Origin of the sequence: Streptomyces sp. NPDC048496, assembly GCF_043200055.1 — a bacterium.
GTDB lineage: Bacteria > Actinomycetota > Actinomycetes > Streptomycetales > Streptomycetaceae > Streptomyces.
In genome coordinates, this window is sequence record NZ_JBICXB010000038.1 from 28,521 (window position 1) to 49,496 (window position 20,976).

Sequence of the window (20,976 nt, forward strand, 5' to 3'; positions counted from 1 at the left end):
GAGTGCGGGTGCGGATCGCGGGGGCGGACCCGCCCAGGTCGCCGATCGTCGCGGCACGGAGGCGGATCTCCTGAACGACTGGTGGTGCGTTCGAGGCATCGTGTGCGGCGATCGGCGGCTCACCGGGGCCATCGACTCCGTGCTCAGTGGTGGTTCACGGGTGCCACGAGCACGCTCCCGGTGGTGCGTGCCACGATGAATGACTGTCCGTTGACGGCCCGTGCGTCCAGGGGAATTCGGTGCTGCCCCGGCTCCAGTACGCCGTCGAAGACCTCCTGCGCGTGGGTGCGGTACAGCCGGTCGAGGCGGTACGCGACCAGGCTGACCCAACAGGCCGAGGTGACGTCGACCTCGGCCGTGCCGTCCGCCGCCGTCAGCCGGACCAGGCGGCGCCGGGCCGGTGCGCTGCGGTCCAGGGCATGTTCGATCTGGGCGACCAGCACCGGAATCACCGGGGCCAGGCCGTCCACGTAGGCGACGTCCGCGGCGGCCCGGGTGAACGCGTGACGCACGGCAGCGCGTTCGTCCTCGGTGATCGCCCGGCCGAAGGCCACCGCGCGGTAGCCGCGGAGTTCCTCGGCCGGCACCTGGGCGGCGTCCGCGGCGATGTCGGCGCCGATCCCGATGGTGCGGAGCGCGGCGGCGAGCTTGGCGAGTACGGCGACGCGCGCGCCGATGAGCAGCACTCGCTGCCCGGCGGGCGCGTCCGGGCCCGGTTCCGTGCCGTCCGCCGCCTCGGACGGCAGGAGGCGTTCCAGTTCCTGCCGGTACTGGTCGCCGTCAAAACGGAACGGCCCTATGCCGTGGTAGCCACCCTGTTCCAGGTCGACGGTCTCGTACGTCTGCCAGGCGAAGTCGCGCCAGACGAAGTCGGTGCCGTCGCGTTCGATGACGGCGGTGACCGCCCCGCATGCGAGGCTCTCGCACTCGGGACACCCGTAGATCACATAGCGTCCGTCGGGCAGTGGGGCGTCCGCTTCGAGGAGCAGGCGCCGCACGTGGGTGGTGAAGATCGCGGGCGGTACGTCGGAGGCGAGCGGGGAGACGGCGTCGAGGTCAGACAGATGGAACAGCAGCGGACGGCCGTCGATGACGAAGTCCATGAAGTCCCGGTGCACCTGGTAGTCACCACGGGCCAGAACTCCACCGGCTCGCATCGCCGGCGCAAGGCCGAAAGTCGCGTACTCGGCAGACATGCTCCGAGTATTCCCAACGCGGACCTGTTGTGCGCACGGCAGCACGGATTCCAGCGGAGTTCGTCGGCAAAGGCCGCTGACCGGAAATCACGTCTCCCTGGGGGTCACCACTGACCAGGTCTTTCCGTTAGCGTCCGGCCATGAGCGACACACGGGCAGAGGTGACGGGGAGAACGGACGTGCCGGACGTGATCGTGGTGGGTGGTGGGATCAGCGGGCTGACCACGGCCCTGGTGCTGGCCGAGCGCGGCCACCGGGTGCGGGTCTGGTCCCGGGAGCCGGCCGCGGCGACGACGTCGGCGGTGGCGGGGGCGTTGTGGTGGCCGTACCGGATCGAGCCGGAGAAGCTGGTCGGCGACTGGTCACTGACATCGCTCCGGAGATACGAGGAGCTGGCCGGGCGCCCGGACGAGACAGGGGTGCGGCTGGTCTCCGGTCTGCTCGGGGGCGAGCGGCTCGCCGCTCTCGGTTCGTGGGCAGGGCAGTTGAAACACGTGAGCGAGGTCGCGGAGGGGCTGCGGGCCCGGCTGCCGCTGATCGACATGCCGACGCATCTGAGCTGGCTGGAACGGCAGTTGGCGGCGGCCGGCGGCGTTGTCGAGCGGCGTACCGTCACCTCCTTCGACGAAGCCGCCGCCGAGGCGTCGACGGTGGTCAACTGCACTGGTCTCGGGGCGCGCGAGCTGGTCCCCGATGCCGGGGTGCGCCCGGTCCGCGGCCAGCTGGTGCTGGTGGAGAACCCGGGGATCGAGGAGTGGTTCACCGAGGCGGACCCTGCCTCGGACACGACGACGTACTTCCTCCCGCAGCCCGGGAAGCTGGTTCTCGGCGGCACGGCCGAGGTGGACGACTGGAGCACGGAGCCCGACCCCCGTACCGCCGAGGAGATCGTGGCCCGGTGTGCCCGGATCCGGCCGGAGATCGCGGGGGCGCGGGTCATCGGGCACCTGGTGGGTCTGCGTCCCGCACACGACACCGGTGTGCGGATCGAGGTCGAACCGCTGCCGGGCGGCGGGCGGTTGGTGCACAACTACGGGCACGGGGGTGCGGGGGTGACGGTGGCCCTGGGCTGCGCGCGGGCGGCGGCCGATCTCCTGTCCTGAACCGGGCCGCGGGGCGGGGCGCGGGCGGCCCGGCGGCGGGCGCCGGGGCGCCGGGGCCTCAGTCGGACGGCGTTCCGGCCTCGGACGGGCGATCGCGGTGGTCCGTGATCGGGCCCGGGCCGAGGTCGATGCGGATCTCGAATACCACCCGGTCGGTCGTGGGGCTCGCGTCGGGTCGCGCGTGCCTGGCGCAGAGCGCCGAGAGTGGTGGAGTAACGGCGGGACTTGGCGGAGAAGTGACCGCGGAAGCCGAGCATGTGCGCCCAAGCCCAGAGCAGCCGCCCGTCCGGTGCACCAAGGTCCCGGAGGAGATGACCGACCTGGTCTTCTCGCACACCGACGCCGACCGCCTCGCACCCGGTTGCTGAGCACCACCCGCACGTTCCGAGCGGCGGGGCCGGTTCGAGCCTTCCGCCTGGACCACGGACACCTTCTGGCACGTATCCACAGATTGGGCACTGTGATGAAAACCAGCGTGCTGAACAGCCGCAACGCGATCTGCGTGATCGCCCACGACAAGGACAGCGGCACGATCGCCGCCGTGCACTACGCCGCCCGCAACTGATCCCCGCAGCCGGCCTGGACCCTCCCCGGTGGTAAGGCCGAGCCCGGCGAAGCCCTCGATGAGGCCACCGCCCGCGAACTCAAAGAGGAGACCGGCCTGCTCGTCGACCCGGCACATCTCGCACTCGTCCACGTCATCCACGTCGAACAGGGCTGGGACCAGGCCGGGCAGTTCGTCCTGTTCGTCTTCGCCACCGACACGTGGACCGGCGAACTGACCAACACCGAGCCGGACAAGCACCTGGCGGCCCAGTGGATCGCCGCCAACCGCCTGCCCGAGCCCGCGTTCCCGACCACCACGCAGGCCCCGGCCGCGTACCGGAACGGAGGCCCCTCCTTCTCTCGTTACGGATGGTCGGTTACCGCTGGGTGACGAACTGGCGCCAGAGTCATCGGCGGGTCTGGTGTAGGGCTCGCCGGTTTTGACAGTGCATCCGACGTCGTGGTGGGGGACGGATCTGCGGTTCTTCGAGCCTGGGGGCCGGGGCCGGGTCGTGAGGGTTTCGGTGCGGCTGCGGGACGGAGCGCTTGGCTGTGGAGGTTCCGGAACTCGCGGCGGACGCGTGCGGGGGTGAGGCGGTTCGAAACGACGCTTTTCGGCCGCGGATGCCGGTGTCAGGAAATGGACCGGAGGCGGCCCAAGGGGCGGCGCGGGAGCCGGTTCAGGGCCTCGGCAGTGGCGTCGTCCTCGGGGAGGAAGATCACAAGCTGCTGGGAGTCGGCGGGCAGTTCGAGGATCTCGCGGAGCAGCCGGAGCTGATGCCCGCCGGGGTGGTTGAGCCGGAGGACGCCGCGGCGCGGCACCTTGTCCCGGTTCAGCCGGCGGGTGAACTCGTCGCCGGCGACGGGGGTCAGCCCGGCGGTGAGCCACTCCAGGTTCTCCAAGGACGGCGCCTGCCACAGGTCGAAGGTCTGCTCGTCCGCGATGTCGTCCCAGTCGGCGAAGAAGGTCCGGGCCCGCGGGTCGGTGAAATGGTAGTGGTTGAGGTTGGGACGGTCGGCATCGAGCAGCCCGGTCCCGCCGGTGACCGCCCGGTAGCCGGAGGTGTGGGCGAGCACGTCACCCAGCCGGTTGGTCACGATCGCCACACCCGGTTCGAGGAGTTCGAGGGTGCGCAGGACGGGCGCGCGCACCCGCCGGGAGGGTGGCACGGGCCTGATGTCGACCGTGCAGGAGTCGCTGGTGATCTTGGCGAGGTATCGCAGGTGGTTGCGCTCCGATGCGTTCAGGCACAGCGCGTCGGCGAGCGCGTTGACCACCGCCGGTGAGGGGTTGCGGTCGCGGCCCTGCTCGATCCGGGCGAGGTACTCGACGCTGACGTCGGCCCGGTTGGCGAGGTCCAGCCGACGCAGCCCCGGCGACCGGCGGCGTTGCCGCTCCGGCAGCCCGAGGGACCCCGGTTGGACGGCGTCCCGCTTGGCTCGGATGAAGTTGCCCAATGGTGTGCCCACGTTTTGAGGGTAGGGGCCCTGCTGCCGATCGCGAGGAGCCGAGGGTGGCCCTGTGGGGGCTAGCCTGAGGAGGATCTGGATACCCGCCGTCCCGCCGGCCGATGCTCAAGGCATGGAGAACACGTCGACGCGACGCGCTGGTCAAGTGCTGTTGTTGTGGGGGCTGCTCGTGGTGGCCGCCAACCTTCGGGCGAGTCTGACCGGTGTCGGGCCCCTCTTGAACCGCGTGCAGTCCGACCTGGGCCTGGCTCCGGCCGCCGCGGGCCTGCTGAACACGCTGCCGTTGCTGGCGTTCGCGGCCCTGTCGCCGCTGGTGCCAAGGCTGGCCACGCGGTGGGGGGAGGAACGGCTCCTCGGCGGCGCGCTAATGGTGCTGACAATCGGCATCGCGGTCCGATGGATCCCCACGGCGGCAGGCCTGTTCATCGGCACCGTGCTGATCGGCGCGGGCATCGCGGTGGGCAATGTACTGCTGCCGAGCCTCATCAAGCGCGACTTCCCGTCCAAGGTCGGCCTGCTGACCAGCGCCTACGCCATGGTGATGGGAGGGGTGGCAGCGCTGGCCTCCGGAGTGGCGGTGCCGATCGCCGAGGCCGCTCCCGGTGGCTGGCACACCGCGCTGGGCTTCTGGGTGGTCTTCGCCCTGGTGTCGGTGCTGGTGTGGCTGCCGCAGATGCGGACTTCCGGGCCGGCCGGGCCGGCGCGGAGCGGGCAGCAGCTGCCCTGGAGCTCCGGACTGGCCTGGGCGGTCACTGCCTTCATGGGACTGCAGTCGCTGGGCTTCTATGTCGTCATGACCTGGCTGCCGCAGGTTCTCCAGGACAACGGGGTCAGCCCGGCGACGGCCGGCTGGCTGCTCTTCGGGTTCCAGGTCGTCGCCGTGCTGACCAGCCTGGCGGTGCCCCGGGCGATGCGCTGGGCGCGGGACCAGAGGGGGTTGGCGACGGCCTGTTCCGTGGTCCTGCTGGTCGGCTATATCGGCCTCTTCGCGGAGCCTCGGTGGGCACTGCTGTGGACTGTGGTCCTCGGCCTCGGCGGCGGCGCCTGCCTGGTGCTCGCCCTGGCGTTCATCAGCCTGCGGGCCCAGGACGCGGCCTCGGCCGGCGGGCTGTCCGCGATGGCGCAGTCCGTCGGCTATCTGCTGGCGGCCGTCGGGCCGGTGGTCTTCGGCCTCCTCCACTCGCTCAGCTCCGGTTGGAGGGCACCGCTCCTGCTAATGGTCGTCGTCGCGGCCGCCCAGACGGTAGCGGCCCTGGTGGCCGGGCGCGGCACGGTGGCCCCCACGCGGAGGCCGGGGCCCGAACTCGCCGCTCCAGCGGCCGAACATAGCGCGTCAACCGGACGTTGATCGCTGCGCGGGGTGCGGGGCCGACGCGGCACACCGAGGACGCGGGAGTGTGTCAACTTGGCGCCGAGAGTCACCGGGTGCGGCATCGGGCGGGAGAGTCGGTCAAGGCGGGTCACCCTCAAGGTGTCGCCCTCACGCGGCAACTGCGATGACGCGGTCGAGCTCCGGCCGGGACGCCTTCGCGCCGGCGGCGACGTCGACATGGCTGTTGTCGCGTTGCACTCCTTGGCGGAGTAGGGCTTCTACCTGATGATCCGAGTGTTGGTCGGCCGTCGATGTGCGGCAGTAGCCGACGAGCATGTGCCGGAACCCATCGGCCGGACCGTTCATCGACGTTGATTCCCGAGGTAAGTTGCCGACACTGCCCGCCTGCGGGTTCGTGATCGTGCCCCCGGTGTCGGCAGACGGGTCGTCTGCCGACACTCGCGAGTCGATGCGGCCGGCCGGCAAGGAGACTTTGCGGTCAGGACTCCGCTGATGCTTGCCTCTCGTGGCCGCCCGGCCGGTCCTGACCATCTTGCTGCTCGGTGCGGTAGCGCCGCTGCTGTCAGGACGGCCGTCCAGTTTCCGTTCCGCGTAGCGCGAGATGGGCGACTTCACCTTGCGGGCGCTGACGCGAGACCGCCGGGCGGGCAACAGCGCAGACAGGACGCGGCGGCCGATTGCCCCGATGCCCTGCTCGAAGATTCCTTCCGCGCAGACCAGCAGGTCGCGGGACCCGCCCATGACCGACGAGGCTCGCGCCAAGCGCACCCAGACCCTTGCCGCCGCCGCGAAGGCCAAGTCCCAGGCCAAGACCGGCGCGGCAGAGAAGGCGATCCGCACCCTGGTCAAACGCGGTGAACTGATCACCTTCCAAGCCGTCCAGCGCGAGGCCGGCGTCTCCCACGCCTTCCTCTATAACCACCCCGACCTGCGAGGACGCATCGAACGACTCCGGGCCCAGGCCCGGCCCGTTCCCGCACCGGCGCCTGCGGCCAACGAGCAGAGTACTCTCATCCTCGCGCTGACCAGCCAGATCACCCGCCTGAAGAAGCAGCACCGCGAAGAAGTACAGGCTCTGCGAGACGCGCTCGAACAAGCCCACGGCGAGAATCTCGACCTTCGCCGCGAACTCGCCCGCCGCGGAGGAGTCGCAGCATCCCCTCAGTGACGGCCCACCCGATCAGCCAACCACGTGGCATGCTCACGGATTCGGGATAGATCATCGGGAAAACAGCTCTCCCATCCTTCGTCCAACCTCTTCCAAGCCACCGGCTGCCCGGCTTCCGGAACAAACGAGGCCGCTGCATCAACGACGGCGGCATACGACAGCCCGAGCGTGACCGGCAAGTCCGGGTGATAGGAGCGAACCGCAACCGCTGCCGGCTCAGGCAGCAGTTCCACCCGAAGGCCCGTCTCCTCGAAAAGCTCCCGGATGGCGCCCTCGCGCGGTGTCTCCCCGGCCTCGACCTTCCCGCCCGGAGGAACCCAACCCCGCCAACGGTGCTTCACCAACACCACCCGGGCAAGATTCTTGTCGAACACCCAGACCTCGGCTGCAAGAGGCTCCATCGGTCCCCGCCGGGCAGCAGTCAGCCACCGGCAGGCCCCGTCGAACTCGGCTATCGCCTGTTCAGCGTCGTTCACCGCCGCTTCGACGGCCCGCTCATCGACCACCTTCTGATTCATCGGGCCAACATACGAGGCTGCACTGACAACGCAGCCACGTCACATCAATCTCATGAAGGTCCCACCCAGCGGCAATATGCCGAATCTCGAACCGAACCCTCGATAACGCCGGGGACCGGAAAATCCCACTTCTGCGAAGCCCTCGGACAAGCCGCCGTCGATGCCGGGATGACCGTCACCTGGTTCACCATCGAAGACCTCGGGGCCCTGGTCCGGCGTCACCGCGTCGACGACTCCGTGGCCAAAGCCGTCGCCCGCATCACCCGCACCGACTTGATCATCGTCGATATCGCCCTCCTACCGATCTCCCCGGACGCCGCAGAAGGCTTCTACCGCCTGGTCGATGCTGCCTACGAACGACGCAGTCTGGCCGTCAGCAGCAACCTCCACCCGGCCGGCTTCGACGAGATCATGCCCAAGACCCTCGCGACCGCGACCGTCGACCGGCTCCTTCACCACGCCCACGTCGTCATCACCCAGGGTGACAGCCACCGCCTCAACGAGGCCACCACCAAAGGCGGCGTCGTTCCCCTGAACTGGCCCCACTCACCGGGGAGAAAAGCTGTCCACCTAGGGATCTCTGACGTCCACCAGCGGGGAGACCAGTTGTCCGCCAGCGGGGAGATCGAACTGTCCCTTGACAAAGGCTCAGGTCTTGGACGGGCCAGGCAGCTAGGTACGGTGCACACATGCCCTCTGAGTCCTCGCCCAGTTGTCCCGAGTGTGACACGCCGATGCGGTCCGGCGGCTTCGTCCTGTTCCGGAGGGGTGGCGACGGCAAGCGAGTCTGCCCATTTCTGTGGCGGTGCCCAGGTCGGCACGCCTGGTGAAAGTGGGCGGACTGTCCCGACGATCCTCTAAAGCCGTGCCCGTACCCGCAGATGTTCCGATCCTGACATCGATGGCTGACATCAACAACGGCGTACAGCGGCACCCATGAGCGACCCGGCACGACAGTAGGACGGCCGGACGGGCGGCGAGCAGAGCGCCAGGGATCGAACTTAGACCGACCGGCACATGGGGGGCGGCGTCGGGGGGCTGGGCACGCACATCTGCCGCGTTTTCGTCAATCACCATGGCTCCGCCATGTCTCAATCCTCCGCCTTGCAGCTGCACGCACCCAGCCCCGCTCCTTCTCCCACCCCCCATGTGCCGGTCGGTCTTACAAAGCAGTGCCACACGCATCGCATGGTTCACGGCATCAACAAGTCGTATCGGCTTGACCACTTGTGAGGTGATAGGTCGCCTGCTCGTCCAGGAGGAGCGGAATCAGGTTCCGGGCCGACTGCCGCAACGGTACGTACGCTCCGTCACCGTCGGGCCGGGAGGTGACGCCGTGCAGGGCGAGTTCGTCCTTGACGTCGGCGAACTGGGCCGCGCTCAGGCGGTAGCCGCACGGCGGGTCCTGGAGGATCTCGACAGGTTCGGCCGGTTCGTTGTCCGCGCCCCCGAGGTAGACGGGACCGCGGTCGGCGTACCCGGCCGCGCGGGACGCGGCGCTGGCGGCGCGGATGGCACCGCGTCGTTCGTCGGCGAAGCGGAACAGACCGTCGAGCGCGACGAGTTGTGAGTCGACGCGACGCCGGCTGTTGAGGGCCGGGTCGGCCTTCTCGGCGTCGGTGAGCGCATCGACGCGGGACTCGATGAGCAGGCCCACCGCGTGCTTGATGCCCGAGGTGTTGCGCAGGATGCGCTCCTGCCCGTCGCCCGCCGTCTGCTTGATCGGGTCTCCGGTGACCGGGTCGGTCCAGATCCCGTAGAGACCGCTGCTGTAGCCGGCGTCCTTGGCGGTGGGCCGCACGTACTGTTCCGCGAGGGTCCGCGATTCGTTGTGCACCCGGTCGGTGGCGTTGAGGTTGCGGGGCCAGAGGACGAACAGGTCCTTGTCGTAGTACGGCGGGGTGGCACCGTACTCGTGCAGGTCGTAGATCACCTCCGGCTTCCGGTCGCGGATGACCGCTGCCATGGCGCGCGCCTCGGCGGTCTGCAGGGCGATGTGGTCGCGGTTGATGTCGACGCCGTCGGAATTGCCCCGGGTGTTCGCGGCGCGCCCGTCGGGGTTGGCGGTGGGCACCACGAGGACGTCGGTGTGCGAGAGGAAGGTGCGGGTCGCCCGGTCGTCTGCGTACGCGAGATCGCGAATGGTGGTCAGACACGCCTCGCGGCCGGACGGCTCGTTGCCGTGCTGACTGCAGATCAGCAGGACCGTGGTGGCCGCGGTGCGGTGGTTGCCGATGCGGACGAGCTGGAGCGGGCGGCCCTGTTTCGTCGTGCCGATCCGGTCGACGGAGACCCGGTCGCTGCCCCGGTCGACGGCGGCGAGGAAGGACTGCTCCTCGGGCTGGCCGGTCCAGTGGGCCCCGTTGCTGGTTTCGAAGCCGGTACGGGGCGGGGTGTGCGCGGCCTCGGCCGGCGCGGCGGCCAGGGGGACGGCCAGCGCCGTCGCGGCAACGGCGATGGCGAGGTTGCGGAGGAGCGGGATACGGGGCGTCATGAGCGGCTGCCTCCCGGGATGCGGTGTGCGGGACGCGGCGGTGCCACGCCTTCGGGACGGGATGCGTGGGGGGTGGCTGTCGCGTGCGCGGGGCCCGCGGTGGCGCGTACGAACGCTGCGGCGCCGCCGACGAACGGCAGCTTCGCGGACGTGCGGCCCAGATCGAGGGTGAGCGTGGGGGTGGAGGCCGGCGGGTCGATGAGGTCCTGGTCGGTGCCCGCGACGATCAGGGCGAGGCGGTGTCCGGCCGGCACCACGTGATCGCTCGCGGCCAGATCGACCGTGATCGTGTAGCGCTTGCCCGGGGTGAGCGGGCGGCCCTTGCCTGCGGAGGCGTACGTACCGAGGTCGGCCCAGCCGCGGCTGAAGACGGTCCGGTCGACCGCGGCGGTCCTGGCCGTTGTCTTCTTGAAGCAGGAGCTGTCGCCGGCCGTGCTCGCACCCCAGCAGGTGCGGTCGGTGAGGGTTGTGATGCCTTCGCCGGATGCGCCGTAGTCCCGGATGGTGTCGGGGCCGACATCGACGAGGACGGCCGAGAGATGGGCGGTCGAGGTGGTCGGGGTCGCGGTGACGGTCACCTTCGACGAGCCGGAGAGCCGCAGGTCGTGGGCGAGCGGCGCGGTGAGGAACCCGGCTTTGGCGCCCGTCGACCGGTCCAGGTCGGCGGCCCAGTCCGTCTCGCTCTGCTTCGGGTCGTCGGTGAACGTCTCGGTGGCGCCGGGCCGGGCGGTCCTCCGGGTGAGGGTGCCGACACCGGGTTCGGTGCCGGTGCCGGGGTGCACGGTGGTGGCGGCGGTGGTGCGCGGCGGCCAGACCTTGTCGGTGGACCACTCGTCGGGGTGGCGTTCGATGTCGGCCATCGGTGCGTGGTCGATGCCGTTGTCGTAACCGAGGAGGTAGTGGTCGAACCAGCGGTGCAGCGTGTCGACCCACTCGGCGCGCCGGTAGTCGAACGGGTCGACATGACCGGTCTGAGAGAGCCAGATCTTGCGCTCCACACCCTGCGCGGCAAGGGCGTCCCACCACTGGCCGAGGTGCTTGGTGCGGACGTTGAGGTCCTGCATCCCGTGCACGGCAAAGACGCTTGCCTTCACCTTGCGGGCGTCCTTCACGTAGTCGCGCTCGCTCCAGAGATTCGTCCAGTCGCCGGTACGGGGCGCCTCGTCGACGAGTTTCTGCTGCACGGCCGCGCAGCGCGCCCGCGCCCCGGGGCTCTCGACATAGTCGGAGAGCCATTCGGGACCACCGTCGTAGAGGGGGGCGCCCTGGGCGAAGTAGTAGTCGTACCAGGAGGAGATGGAACCGATCGGGACGATGGTCCGCAGCCCGTCGACGCCGGTCGCCGCCACACCGTTGGCGATGGTGCCGTCGTAGCTCTTGCCGATCATGCCGGTGCGGCCGTTGGACCAGCCTGCCGAGGTGCGTTCGGTGCCGGTGCGGGTGGTGTAGCCGCGGGCCCGGCCGTTCAGCCAGTCGATGACGGCTGTCGCCGACTGGATGTCGGAGCGGCCGCCGAGGTCGACGCAGCCGTCGGAGCGATTGGTACCGGCCAAATCCACGGCGACGAAGGCGTAGCCGCGCGGGACGAAGTAGTTGTCGTAGTAGAGCGGGAACTGGACGGGGTCGCCGTTGGCGTCGTACGTCTTCAACTGGCTCTCGTTGCCCCGCCCGCAGCACGAGTAGTAGGGGCTGGCGTCCATGATCACGGGTATCTTGCGGCCCTGTTGTGCGGGTTCGCGCGGCCGGACGATGTCGACGGCGACGCGGTCGCTCTTCCCGTTTCCGTCTCCGTCCAGGCCCGTGTCCACCCAGACGGACTCACGGACGGCGTTCCCGTACGAGTAGACGGGTCTGCTCTCCCGCGGGCTCGAGCCCTGTGCACCTGCCGGCGAGAGCAGGACGGTCATCAGGGCGGCCGAGGCCGCCACCACCAAGGATCTGTACGTCAAGCGGGTGCCCCGCGCACGTATCGGCATCTGCGGAAGGTACCCCGGTCAACTCCTGTGCGACAGAGGGCGATCGCACGCCGATGTGACGGAAGGACAGTCAAGGTGTCATGTCGGCCGAATGGCGATCGTGTGACAGGAGTGGCCATGGACACGACCAGACCGGGGAACGCTGAATAGAGTCGAAAGACCGGTCGGAAAGATCATCCGCCCCGAAGACTTGGAGCATTCGTGCACCGCAGACTCATCGTCCCGAGCGCACTCGCGGCCTTCCTGCTGCTGGCGGTCCCGGCATCGGCCGCCCAAGGCACCGCGGGCGCCCCGGGTATCGGCGACCCCTATTACCCGGCCAGTGGCAACGGCGGCTACGACGTGTCCCACTACGACCTGCGGCTGAAGTATCAGCCCGCGACCGATCTCCTGGAGGGCACGGCGACGATCCTCGCCACCCCCACCCAGGATCTCTCGCGCTTCGACCTCGACTTCGGGCTCGACGTCTCCGAGGTGCGGGTGAACGGGAAGACGGCGAAGTACGCGAAGAGCGGAACCCAGGAACTGGAGATCACGCCGGCCGGCACCCTGGCGAAGGGCCGGGCCCTCTCGGTGGTCGTGCGGTACGCCGGGAAGCCGTCCGAACTGAAGATCGGCGGCTGGACCGCCTGGGCCCGTACCCCGGACGGCGGTGTGGCCGCGCAGGAGCCCGAGTCGGCCGTGTGGTGGTTCCCCAGCAATGACCACCCGTTGGACAAGGCTACGTACGACGTGTCGGTGTCCGTCCCGGACGGGACCCAGGCGATCAGCAACGGCGTGCTGCAGTCGCAGAGTTCGAAACTCGGCTGGACGCGCTTCAACTGGCGCTCCAACAAGCCGCAGGCCACGTATCTGGCGACGCTCGCGATCGGCAAGTTCGACATCACCAGGGACACGACGGCGGACGGGCTGCCGGTCCTCAACGCGTACAGCAAGGACCTCGGCGACAACGACGGGGCGGCGCGCGCCAGCGTCGAGCGGACCACCGAGGTCGCCGAGTGGCTCACGGATGTCTTCGGTCCGTATCCGTTCAACGCCCTCGGCGGCTACGTGCCCAATGTGACCAGCGGTTTCGCTCTGGAGACGCAGACCCGGCCGTTCTACAGCCCGAAGCAGTTCGCCAATGGCGCGAATGTCTCGGTGGTCGTCCATGAGCTGGCGCACCAGTGGTACGGCGACAGCGTGTCCGTCGACGGCTGGAAGGACATCTGGATCAATGAGGGCTTCGCCCGGTACAGCCAGTGGCTGTGGTCGGAGAAGGAGGGCGAGGGAACGGCGCAGGAACTGGCGGACTACACGTACGCCCTCCATCCGGCGGACGACGCGTTCTGGACGGTGAAGCCGGGAGACCCGGGTCCGGACAACCAGTTCCACGGGGCCGTCTACGACCGTGGGGCGCTGGCCCTCCAGGCGCTGCGGAACAAACTGGGTGACGAGACCTTCTTCGCGCTGCTGAAGGGCTGGCCGGCCGAGCATGCCTACGGGAACGCGAAGGTGAGCGACTTCGTGACGTACGCGGAGCGGGTGTCGGGCACGCCGCTCGCCAGGTTCTTCGACACCTGGCTGTACCAGCCGTCGCGGCCGGAGGCTCCGGCGTGGGGCGCGGCACGGACCGCGCGGAGCGCCGGGCAGCCCGCCTCCTGGAAGAAGATCGCCGCGACGAACACGATCCACGACCGGGGCTGATCCTCAGGGGCCGCCGGCCCAGACCGCTCGCGGCCGGTTCCCGTGCGCACGAGCGGAGGCCTGACGGGCGGCACCGACCACGCCGCCCGTCCACTCCCGAGGACCTTCAGTGAGAAGCGCCCCGGACCGCCCTGCGGTGCTCCGCCCGCGCCTCGCGGGCGAACCGCAGATAGCGCAACCGCTCGGGAAGCACGGGCACCACGACCCGGACGACACCGCAGAACCGCCGCAGCTTCCGCTCCTGCGCGTCCGTCCACTCCAGTCCGATCGCCTCGCGCGCGTCCGGCGGCATCAGCCCGATGGTGATGAACCTACGGAACCGGGCCAGCGGCGGGAGCACAAGCGGCCACAGTGCCTTGAGCAGCAGTCTGACGGGCAGCGGGCCCCGGTCCGGCGGCGGTACCGGCCGGTCGGTGGCGACCAGCTCCTCGACGACGACGGTCGCCTCGATCTGGTCGGCGAGCATCTTGCGGTAGTACGGCCAGAACTCCTCGATCGACTGCGGCATGTCCCGGTCGTGGATGCCGAGGACCCGGCCGACCTGAAGCCATTCCCGGTACAGGGCCCGTTCCTGCGCCTCGGTGAGGGGGCGAACGAGATAGCGCGTGGCGTGCCGGTAGACGGGGAAGCCGGTGGCGTGCACCCATGCGTAGTTCTCCGGTGACAGCGCGTGATAGCGGCGCCCTCGGCTGTCCGCGCCCTGGATGGTGCGATGCAGCTTCCGCAGCCTGCGCCCCTCCTCGGCTGCTTCCTCGCCCCCGTACACCCAGAGGAGGAGCGAGCGCAGGGACCGCTCGCCGCGCCCCCACGGGTCCGTACGGAACACCGAGTGCTCGTCGACGCCCGCGCCGACCGCGGGGTGCGCGACCTGGAGGGTGAGGGCCGCGGGGAGCATCAGCAGGGCGCGGACGTCCCCGGCGAGGCTCCACAGCACTCCGCCGGGCGGCGGCGGATCGGGATACCGCTCCCGATCCCTGTCCCGGGGTGCTTCGCTGCTCATGCGGGTGCTCCCAGCGGTCGGTGGCGTGCGGGCCGGTGCCCGGCTGGTGTGTGTTCCAGTATGCGATCGTGGGCGAACCGGCGAGCGGCAGGGGCGGCGGGCCGGTGATCAGAAGGGCACGGGCTTCCGGAGTGCTCTCGGCCGCGGCGGCAGCGGTGTACGGGTCCCGACCCGGCCAGCGAGTCCGCGTGCACCATCGGCGGACTGGCCGCCAACAACTGCGCGGTCAAGGGATCCGACCGCCGCCGTTCGCCTTGCGGCGCACCGGTTTCCTCCCGGCGATCGGCAACACTGGATCCACGGATGTGCTCAGTTGTTTCCGCCGAGCCTCGGTAGCGTCCTCCCGTCTGTTCGCTGGTTGGCGTGCGCGGAGTCGGCGTGAGGTTCCGCGTCCGGGAACGGGGCAGCGAACGCGTCCGGGGGGCGGGCGGGAGGTCCCACACCCCTCGCGGGGGCGGCGCCTGCGCTCCCTGCTGAGCCCGCGGAGCGTCGCCGGCCAGGTGTTCCTTCTGCAGCTGGCGGTCGTGGTGTTGCTCGTCGCCGCGACGGTGGTGGCGCTGGCGGTGCAGGCCCGGCGCCAAGGCACGGAGAAGGCCCGCGACCGGACGCTTGCCGTCGCCGAAGCGTTCGCGAACTCCCCAGGGATCGTGGAGGCGCTGGACAGCCACGATCCGACCGCGGTGCTGCAGCCGCGCACCGAGAGGGCCCGGGAGCGGTCCGGCGTCGACAGCATCGTTATCATCAGCACGGACGGTATCCGATACACCCACCCCGACCCGCACAAGATCGGGAAACATGTCGTCAAGGCCGATCTCTACAAGCAGGCGGTGAGGGGCAAGACCCTCACGGACACCGAGGTGACCCCGCTGGGCCTCAGCGTGTTCGCGGAGGTCCCCGTCTTCAGGCCTGACGGCTCGGTTGCCGGCGAAGGTGAGGGCGAAGGCGTCACCGGCGCCACCTGTCTGTACGTGATCTACGATCCGGTCTCCGGGGTGTGCAACATCGCCCGCGCCGGTCACCCGGGTCCCGCCCTCATCCACCCCGATGGCACTGTCACCTTCCCCTATGTCCCCGTCTCCCCGCCTCTCGGGTCTGGGTGGCAGCCTCCCGTTCGAAACCGCCGCATTGCAGCTGCCGGAGGGCAGCCGACTGGTCCTCTACACCGACGGACTGATCGAGAATCGCCACCAGGACCTCGACGCCGGCCTGGGACTCCTCCGCGATGTCCTGTCCCACCCCGACCGCAGCCCGGAACAGATCTGCCAGGCGGTCTTCGACGCACTGACGCCCGAGCGCCCCAGCGACGACATCGCCCTGCTGGTCGCCCCGCACGCGGCTGCTGGACGCGGAACGGGTCGCCGACTGGGACGTTCCCTCCGACCCCGCAGCCGTCTCCCGGATGCGCGCCGACGTCACCGGCCGGCTGGAGACCTGGGGCCTGGACCAGGTGGCCTTCACCACCGAGCTGATCGTCAGCGAGCTGGTCACCAACGCCATCCGGTACGGCACCCAGCCCATCAGGCTCCGCCTGCTGCACGACCGCAACCAGCTGATCTGCGAGGTCGCCGACGGCTCCAGCACCTCCCCCCACCTGCGCCGGGCGGTCACCACCGACGAGAGCGGCCGCGGCCTGTTCCTCGTCGCCCAGTACGCCCAGCGCTGGGGCACCCGGTACGGCACGCGCGGCAAGGTCATCTGGACCGAACAACCCCTTCACGTCGCCGCAGCGGAAACCGGTGCAGGCCTCTGCGACAACCTGTTGGATCTTTGGCCTGACACAGAGCTGTGACGACGGCGTGTTCGGTGCGCAGGAGTCGCACACTCGCCCAGGTCCCGCAGCTGCTCTGTGCTCTTGTCGCGAAGACGCTGCTCGACTTCCCGCATCGACACAGCAGAGGAGTTGCATGCGATGCTGCCGGACGCTTTCACAACAGTGGTGAGACAGCAATACTGTTGAACCGGATTGATGCAACGGATGCGGCCGTGCCCACGTACAGCCGCGACCGAGGACAGCAGTGCCCAGCGGTCAGCAGCGAGGAGCAGACATGGCGACCGAAACCGAGGAGCCGACGCTCACCGTCGACGAGCTGGCGGCGCGCGCCGGAGTCACCGTACGCACCGTGCGTTTCTACAGCACGCGGGGGCTCCTGCCGCCGCCGGTGATCGGACCGCGCCGGATCGGTCGCTACGGGCACGAGCACCTCTCGCGGCTGGCGCTGATCGAGGAGCTTCAGCACCAGGGCATGACCCTGGCCGCGATCGAACGCTATCTGGAGCAGCTTCCGCCCGATCTGAGCGCGCACGACCTGGCCATCCACCGGGCGCTGGTGGCGTCCTGGGCGCCGGACTCGGCGGAGCACACGACCCGGGCGGAGCTGGAGCGGCGGGCGGGACGGGCGCTGACCGAAGGGGACATCGACCGGCTGGCCGCGATGGGCGTTCTGGATCGCGCGGAGGCGGCGGCCGGCAGCTACCGGGTCGACCCCGGGCTGCTGCGTCTCGGCGTCGAGCTGCTCGACGTACCGATCGCGCACGAGACGATACTCGCGGCCCGCACGGTGCTGCTGGAGCACACCCGTTCCGCCGCGCACGAGCTGACGCGGCTGTTCCGGGACGAGGTGTGGAATCCGTACCGGGAGCGGGAGTCGGACCCGGAGCAGGTGGCGGCGATGAAGTCGCTGTCGGCCCATATGCAGCCGATGGTGCTGCAGGCGCTGGTGACCGCGTTCCAGCGGTCGCTCAAGGAAGAGCTGCGGGCGGCCTTCACGGCGGAGTGAGCCCCGCCGCGGACAGGGGCTCACTGCCGGTGGACGGTCCGTTATGAGGCGTCCTCCCACAGCTTGGTGCTGTGGGCGTCGATGAGCGCGCCGATCCGTTCGAGGAAGACGTCGGCGGGTTGCGGGTCGAGGCGGTGTCCGTCGCGCAGCCGTACGGCGACGAGGTCGTCGACGGCTTCCTTCGCTCCGATCACCGCTTGATACGGCACCAGGCGGTCCTCCCGGATGCGGGCGCCCAGGGTGCCGCGTTCCGGCCCGGCGATCTCGGCCCGCAGCCCGCGCTCGGTGCAGCGCGCGGCCAGCGCGACGGCGTTCGGCAGTTCCGCCTCGGAGATCGGCAGGATCGCCAGCTGGGTCGGGGCGAGCCAGGCCGGAAACGCGCCGCCGTGTTGTTCGATGAGATGGGCGACGGCCCGCTCCACGCTGCCGATGATGCTGCGGTGGACCATGACCGGCCGGTGTTTCGCACCGTCCGCGCCGATGTAGTGCAGGTCGAACTGCTCGGGCTGGTGGAAGTCGACCTGGACGGTGGACAGGGTGGATTCCCTGCCCGCACCATCGGTGACCTGGACGTCGATCTTCGGGCCGTAGAACGCGGCCTCGCCCTCCGCCGAGTCGTACGGCAGGCCGGAGCGGTCGAGTACCTCGGTGAGCAGGGCGGTGGACCGCTGCCACTTCTCGGGCGCGGCCACGTACTTGCCGCCGGGGCCGGGGAGGGAGAGCCGGTAGCGGGCCGGGCGGATGCCCAGCGCCTCGTACGCGCTGCGGATCATCTCCAGGGCGTCCCGTGCCTCGCCGGCGACCTGCTCCAGGGTGCAGAAGATGTGCGCGTCGTTCAGCTGGATGGCGCGGACGCGGGTCAGCCCGCCGAGCACGCCGGAGAGTTCGGAGCGGTACATGCCGCCCAGTTCGGCCATGCGCAGCGGCAGCTCGCGGTAGCTGTGGGAGCGGGAGCGGTAGATCACCGCGTGGTGGGGGCAGAGACTCGGCCGCAGGACGACCTGTTCCGAGCCCAGGTCCATCGGCGGGAACATGTCGTCGCTGTAGTGCGACCAGTGCCCGGAGATCTCGTACAGCTCCCGCTTGCCCAGTACCGGCGAGTACACATGGCGGTAGCCGGCCCGCCGCTCGGCGGCGCGGATGTACTCCTCCAGGGTATGCCGCACGGTCGCCCCGTCGGGCAGCCAGTAGGGAAGTCCCGCGCCGATCAGCGGGTCGGTGTCGAAAAGGCCCAGCTCGCGGCCGAGCTTGCGGTGGTCGTGCATGGCGGTCTCCTCGTGGTCATCGGGCGAGTGACCACAAGCCGAAGCCCCGGGGCACTCGCCCCGGGGCTTCGGACTGAGACATCGGTCAGCGCGCCGGGACACTCTCCGGCGTCGTCGTCATCGCAGCGCGCTTCATGGCGCTGACGCTAGCAGGGTGTCCCGCTGTCCACCCGGTTTTTTCCGCCCGGAGGGTGCGGATGGCGCAGCCTCCGGCCGGTACGTGGTCCGCGGGGGGCGCCGGTCAGTCGTGGAAGGTCTCGCCCTTCTCGGCCTTCTCCACCAGCAGCGCGGGCGGCAGGAACCGGTCGCCGTACTTCTCGGCGAGTTCCCGGGCGCGCGCCACGAAGCCGGGCAGGCCGCCCTCGTACCCGTTGATGTACTGGAGCACGCCTCCGGTCCACGGCGGGAAGCCGATGCCCATGATGGAGCCGATGTTGGCGTCGGCGACCGAGATGAGGACGTTCTCCTCCAGGCAGTGGACGCTGTCCAGTGCCTCGGAGAAGAGCATCCGCTCCTTCATGTCCTCGAACGGGACATCGGCATCCGTCCTGGTGAAGTGCGTGCGCAGCCCCGGCCACAGCCCGGCCCGCTTGCCGTCCTCGTCGTAGTCGTAGAAGCCCGCGCCGCCGCTGCGTCCGGTGCGTCCGAACTCGTCGACCATCCGGTCGATGACCGCGTCCGCGGGGTGCCCGGCCCAGGTGCCGCCCGCCTCCTCGACCGCGCGCTTCGTCTCGTTGCGGATCTTGCGCGGCAGGGTCAGCGTCAGCTCGTCCATCAGCGAGAGGACCTTGGCCGGGTAGCCGGACTGCGCCGCGGCCTGCTCGACCGACGCGGGCTCGACGCCCTCGCCGACCATGGCGACGCCCTCGTTGATGAACTGGCCGATGACGCGCGAGGTGAAGAAGCCGCGCGAGTCGTTGACGACGATCGGCGTCTTCTGGATCCGGCGGACCAGGTCGAAGGCGCGTGCCAGTGCCTCGTCGCCGGTCTGCTCGCCCTTGATGATCTCGACCAGCGGCATCTTGTCGACGGGCGAGAAGAAGTGCAGGCCGATGAAGTCGGCGGGGCGCGTGACGCCCTTGGCGAGGACCGTGATCGGCAGGGTCGAGGTGTTGGAGCAGAGCAGCGCGTCGGGCTCGATGATCTCCTGGATCTCCTGGAACACCTTGTGCTTGAGCGCGGTGTCCTCGAAGACCGCCTCGATGACGGCGTCGCAGCCCGCCAGATCGGCCGGGTCGCCGGTCGCAGTGATGCGGGCCAGCAGTTCGTCGCGCTTCGCCTCGGTCGTGCGGCCCCGGGAGAGCGCCTTGGCGAGGAGCTTCTCGCTGTATGCCTTGCCCTTGGCGGCCGCCTCCGTGGAGACGTCCTTGAGGACGACGTCGATGCCGGCGCGGGCGCAGGAGTACGCGATCCCGGCGCCCATCATCCCGGCGCCGAGGACGGCGACCTTGGTGACCTGGCGCTCCGCGATGCCCTTGGGGCGGTTGGCGCCGGAGTTGACGGCCTGGAGGTCGAAGAAGAACGCCTGGATCATGTTCTTCGAGATCTGGCCGGTGACGAGCTCGGTGAAGTACCGGGCCTCGATGGTCAGCGCGGTCTCGAAGTCGACCTGGGAGCCCTCGACGGCGGTGGCCAGGATGTTGCGGGGCGCGGGCATGGGGGCGCCCGCGAGCTGCTTCTTCAGGTTGGCCGGGAAGGCGGGCAGGTTGGCCGCGAACTTCGGGTTCGACGGGGTGCCGCCGGGGATCCGGTAGCCCTTGACGTCCCAGGGCTGCTGGGACTCGGGGTGGGCGTCGATGAAGGCGCGGGCCTTGTCGAGCATCTCTTCGGGCGTGGCCGCCACCTCGTGGACGAGGCCGTTCTCCAGGGCGCGCTTCGGGGTGTACTGGGTGCCCTGGAGGAGGACCTTCAGCAGCGCGTCGGCGACGCCCATGAGGCGTACGGTGCGGGTGACGCCGCCGCCCGCGGGCAGCAGGCCGAGGGTGACCTCGGGCAGGCCGATGCGGGAGCCGGGCGCGTCGAGGGCGACGCGGTGGTGGGAGGCGAGCGCGATCTCGTAACCGCCGCCGAGGGCCGCGCCGTTGATGGCGGCGACTACGGGGATGCCGAGGGTCTCGATGCGGCGCAGCGAGTTCTTGATGGCGGTCCCGACGTCGAAGGCGTCCTGGGCGTTCTCGGGACCGACCTTGATCATGTCCTTGAGGTCGCCGCCCGCGAAGAAGGTCTTCTTGGCGGAGGTGAAGATGATGCCGCGGATGGAGTCCTTCTCGGCTTCCGCGCGGTCGGCGATGGCCGCGATGGAGTCCTTGAAGGCCTGGTTCATCGTGTTGGCGGACTGGTTGGGGTCGTCGAGTACGAGGGTGACGACGCCGGTCTCGTCCTGTTCCCAGCGGATGGTCGTGCTCTCGGTCATTGCTGTGTTCTCCGTAAGCAAGGGGTGGCCG

The 20,976-nt window shown here is 69.9% G+C and carries 14 protein-coding genes and 4 pseudogenes; 8 read left to right on the plus strand and 10 right to left on the minus strand.

What is annotated here, in order from left to right:
* Positions 1-143 precede the first annotated feature (143 nt).
* Complete coding sequence (locus tag ACGFSA_RS26860; RefSeq protein ID WP_393308421.1) at positions 144-1,196, minus strand: oxidoreductase; 1,053 nt, start codon at positions 1,194-1,196, stop codon at positions 144-146.
* A gap of 140 nt (positions 1,197-1,336) precedes the next feature.
* Here ACGFSA_RS26860 and ACGFSA_RS26865 point away from each other — a divergent pair, with 140 nt between their 5' ends.
* Entirely contained in the window at positions 1,337-2,299 is a 963-nt protein-coding gene (locus ACGFSA_RS26865; RefSeq protein WP_393308423.1) for an FAD-dependent oxidoreductase, read from the plus strand.
* A gap of 167 nt (positions 2,300-2,466) precedes the next feature.
* Here the strand turns inward: ACGFSA_RS26865 and ACGFSA_RS26870 are convergent.
* A pseudogene (locus ACGFSA_RS26870) lies at positions 2,467-2,580 on the minus strand (replication initiator); the annotation flags it as partial.
* Positions 2,581-2,879: 299 nt separating this feature from the next.
* Between ACGFSA_RS26870 and ACGFSA_RS26875 the strand changes: the two are divergent.
* Positions 2,880-3,236: pseudogene (locus ACGFSA_RS26875) on the plus strand (NUDIX domain-containing protein); the annotation flags it as partial.
* A 242-nt stretch (positions 3,237-3,478) separates the two neighbouring features.
* Here ACGFSA_RS26875 and ACGFSA_RS26880 read toward each other — a convergent pair.
* Positions 3,479-4,315: a helix-turn-helix domain-containing protein gene (locus tag ACGFSA_RS26880; RefSeq protein ID WP_393308425.1), complete on the minus strand. Its 837-nt coding sequence runs from the start codon at positions 4,313-4,315 to the stop codon at positions 3,479-3,481.
* Positions 4,316-4,427: 112 nt separating this feature from the next.
* On the opposite strand from ACGFSA_RS26880, the gene ACGFSA_RS26885 reads away from it, so the two are divergent.
* Complete coding sequence (locus tag ACGFSA_RS26885) at positions 4,428-5,663, plus strand: CynX/NimT family MFS transporter (protein ID WP_393308427.1); 1,236 nt, start codon at positions 4,428-4,430, stop codon at positions 5,661-5,663.
* Between the two features lie 132 nt (positions 5,664-5,795).
* Here the strand turns inward: ACGFSA_RS26885 and ACGFSA_RS26890 are convergent, their stop codons facing one another.
* A complete protein-coding gene (locus ACGFSA_RS26890; RefSeq protein ID WP_393308429.1) occupies positions 5,796-6,389 on the minus strand; it encodes a recombinase family protein in 594 nt (197 codons plus the stop codon).
* On the opposite strand from ACGFSA_RS26890, the gene ACGFSA_RS26895 reads away from it, so the two are divergent.
* The gene (locus tag ACGFSA_RS26895) at positions 6,388-6,816 is read left to right on the plus strand and encodes a DUF6262 family protein (protein WP_393308431.1); all 429 of its coding nucleotides are present in this window, start codon (positions 6,388-6,390) and stop codon (positions 6,814-6,816) included. The genes ACGFSA_RS26890 and ACGFSA_RS26895 overlap by 2 nt on opposite strands.
* Here the strand turns inward: ACGFSA_RS26895 and ACGFSA_RS26900 are convergent.
* Entirely contained in the window at positions 6,810-7,334 is a 525-nt protein-coding gene (locus ACGFSA_RS26900) for an NUDIX domain-containing protein (RefSeq protein WP_393308433.1), read from the minus strand. The genes ACGFSA_RS26895 and ACGFSA_RS26900 overlap by 7 nt on opposite strands.
* A gap of 111 nt (positions 7,335-7,445) precedes the next feature.
* Here ACGFSA_RS26900 and ACGFSA_RS26905 point away from each other — a divergent pair.
* Positions 7,446-7,871 (plus strand): annotated as a pseudogene (locus ACGFSA_RS26905) (ATP-binding protein); the annotation flags it as partial.
* A 664-nt stretch (positions 7,872-8,535) separates the two neighbouring features.
* On the opposite strand, the gene ACGFSA_RS26910 reads toward ACGFSA_RS26905, so the two are convergent.
* Both ACGFSA_RS26910 and ACGFSA_RS26915 read right to left on the minus strand, forming a co-directional pair.
* Entirely contained in the window at positions 8,536-9,828 is a 1,293-nt protein-coding gene (locus ACGFSA_RS26910; protein WP_393308435.1) for a M14 family metallocarboxypeptidase, read from the minus strand.
* The gene (locus ACGFSA_RS26915; protein ID WP_393308437.1) at positions 9,825-11,804 is read right to left on the minus strand and encodes a Xaa-Pro dipeptidyl-peptidase; all 1,980 of its coding nucleotides are present in this window, start codon (positions 11,802-11,804) and stop codon (positions 9,825-9,827) included. The genes ACGFSA_RS26910 and ACGFSA_RS26915 overlap by 4 nt, the downstream gene beginning before the upstream one ends.
* A gap of 201 nt (positions 11,805-12,005) precedes the next feature.
* Between ACGFSA_RS26915 and ACGFSA_RS26920 the strand changes: the two genes are divergently transcribed.
* Positions 12,006-13,490 (plus strand): M1 family metallopeptidase, encoded by a 1,485-nt coding sequence (locus ACGFSA_RS26920; protein ID WP_393308439.1) that lies wholly within the window; start codon positions 12,006-12,008, stop codon positions 13,488-13,490.
* Between the two features lie 106 nt (positions 13,491-13,596).
* Here the strand turns inward: ACGFSA_RS26920 and ACGFSA_RS26925 are convergent, their stop codons facing one another.
* Positions 13,597-14,490 (minus strand): oxygenase MpaB family protein, encoded by an 894-nt coding sequence (locus ACGFSA_RS26925; protein ID WP_393308441.1) that lies wholly within the window; start codon positions 14,488-14,490, stop codon positions 13,597-13,599.
* Positions 14,491-15,053: 563 nt separating this feature from the next.
* Between ACGFSA_RS26925 and ACGFSA_RS26930 the strand changes: the two are divergent.
* Positions 15,054-16,279 (plus strand): annotated as a pseudogene (locus tag ACGFSA_RS26930) (SpoIIE family protein phosphatase).
* Positions 16,280-16,535: 256 nt separating this feature from the next.
* Positions 16,536-17,267: a MerR family transcriptional regulator gene (locus tag ACGFSA_RS26935; protein WP_393308443.1), complete on the plus strand. Its 732-nt coding sequence runs from the start codon at positions 16,536-16,538 to the stop codon at positions 17,265-17,267.
* Positions 17,268-17,308: 41 nt separating this feature from the next.
* Here the strand turns inward: ACGFSA_RS26935 and thrS are convergent, their stop codons facing one another.
* Positions 17,309-18,634 carry a threonine--tRNA ligase gene (thrS, locus tag ACGFSA_RS26940; protein WP_393308445.1) on the minus strand — a complete coding sequence of 442 codons (1,326 nt, stop codon included), beginning with the start codon at positions 18,632-18,634 and terminating at the stop codon, positions 17,309-17,311.
* Between the two features lie 139 nt (positions 18,635-18,773).
* Positions 18,774-20,945 (minus strand): 3-hydroxyacyl-CoA dehydrogenase NAD-binding domain-containing protein, encoded by a 2,172-nt coding sequence (locus ACGFSA_RS26945; protein ID WP_393308447.1) that lies wholly within the window; start codon positions 20,943-20,945, stop codon positions 18,774-18,776.
* Positions 20,946-20,976: the final 31 nt, after the last annotated feature.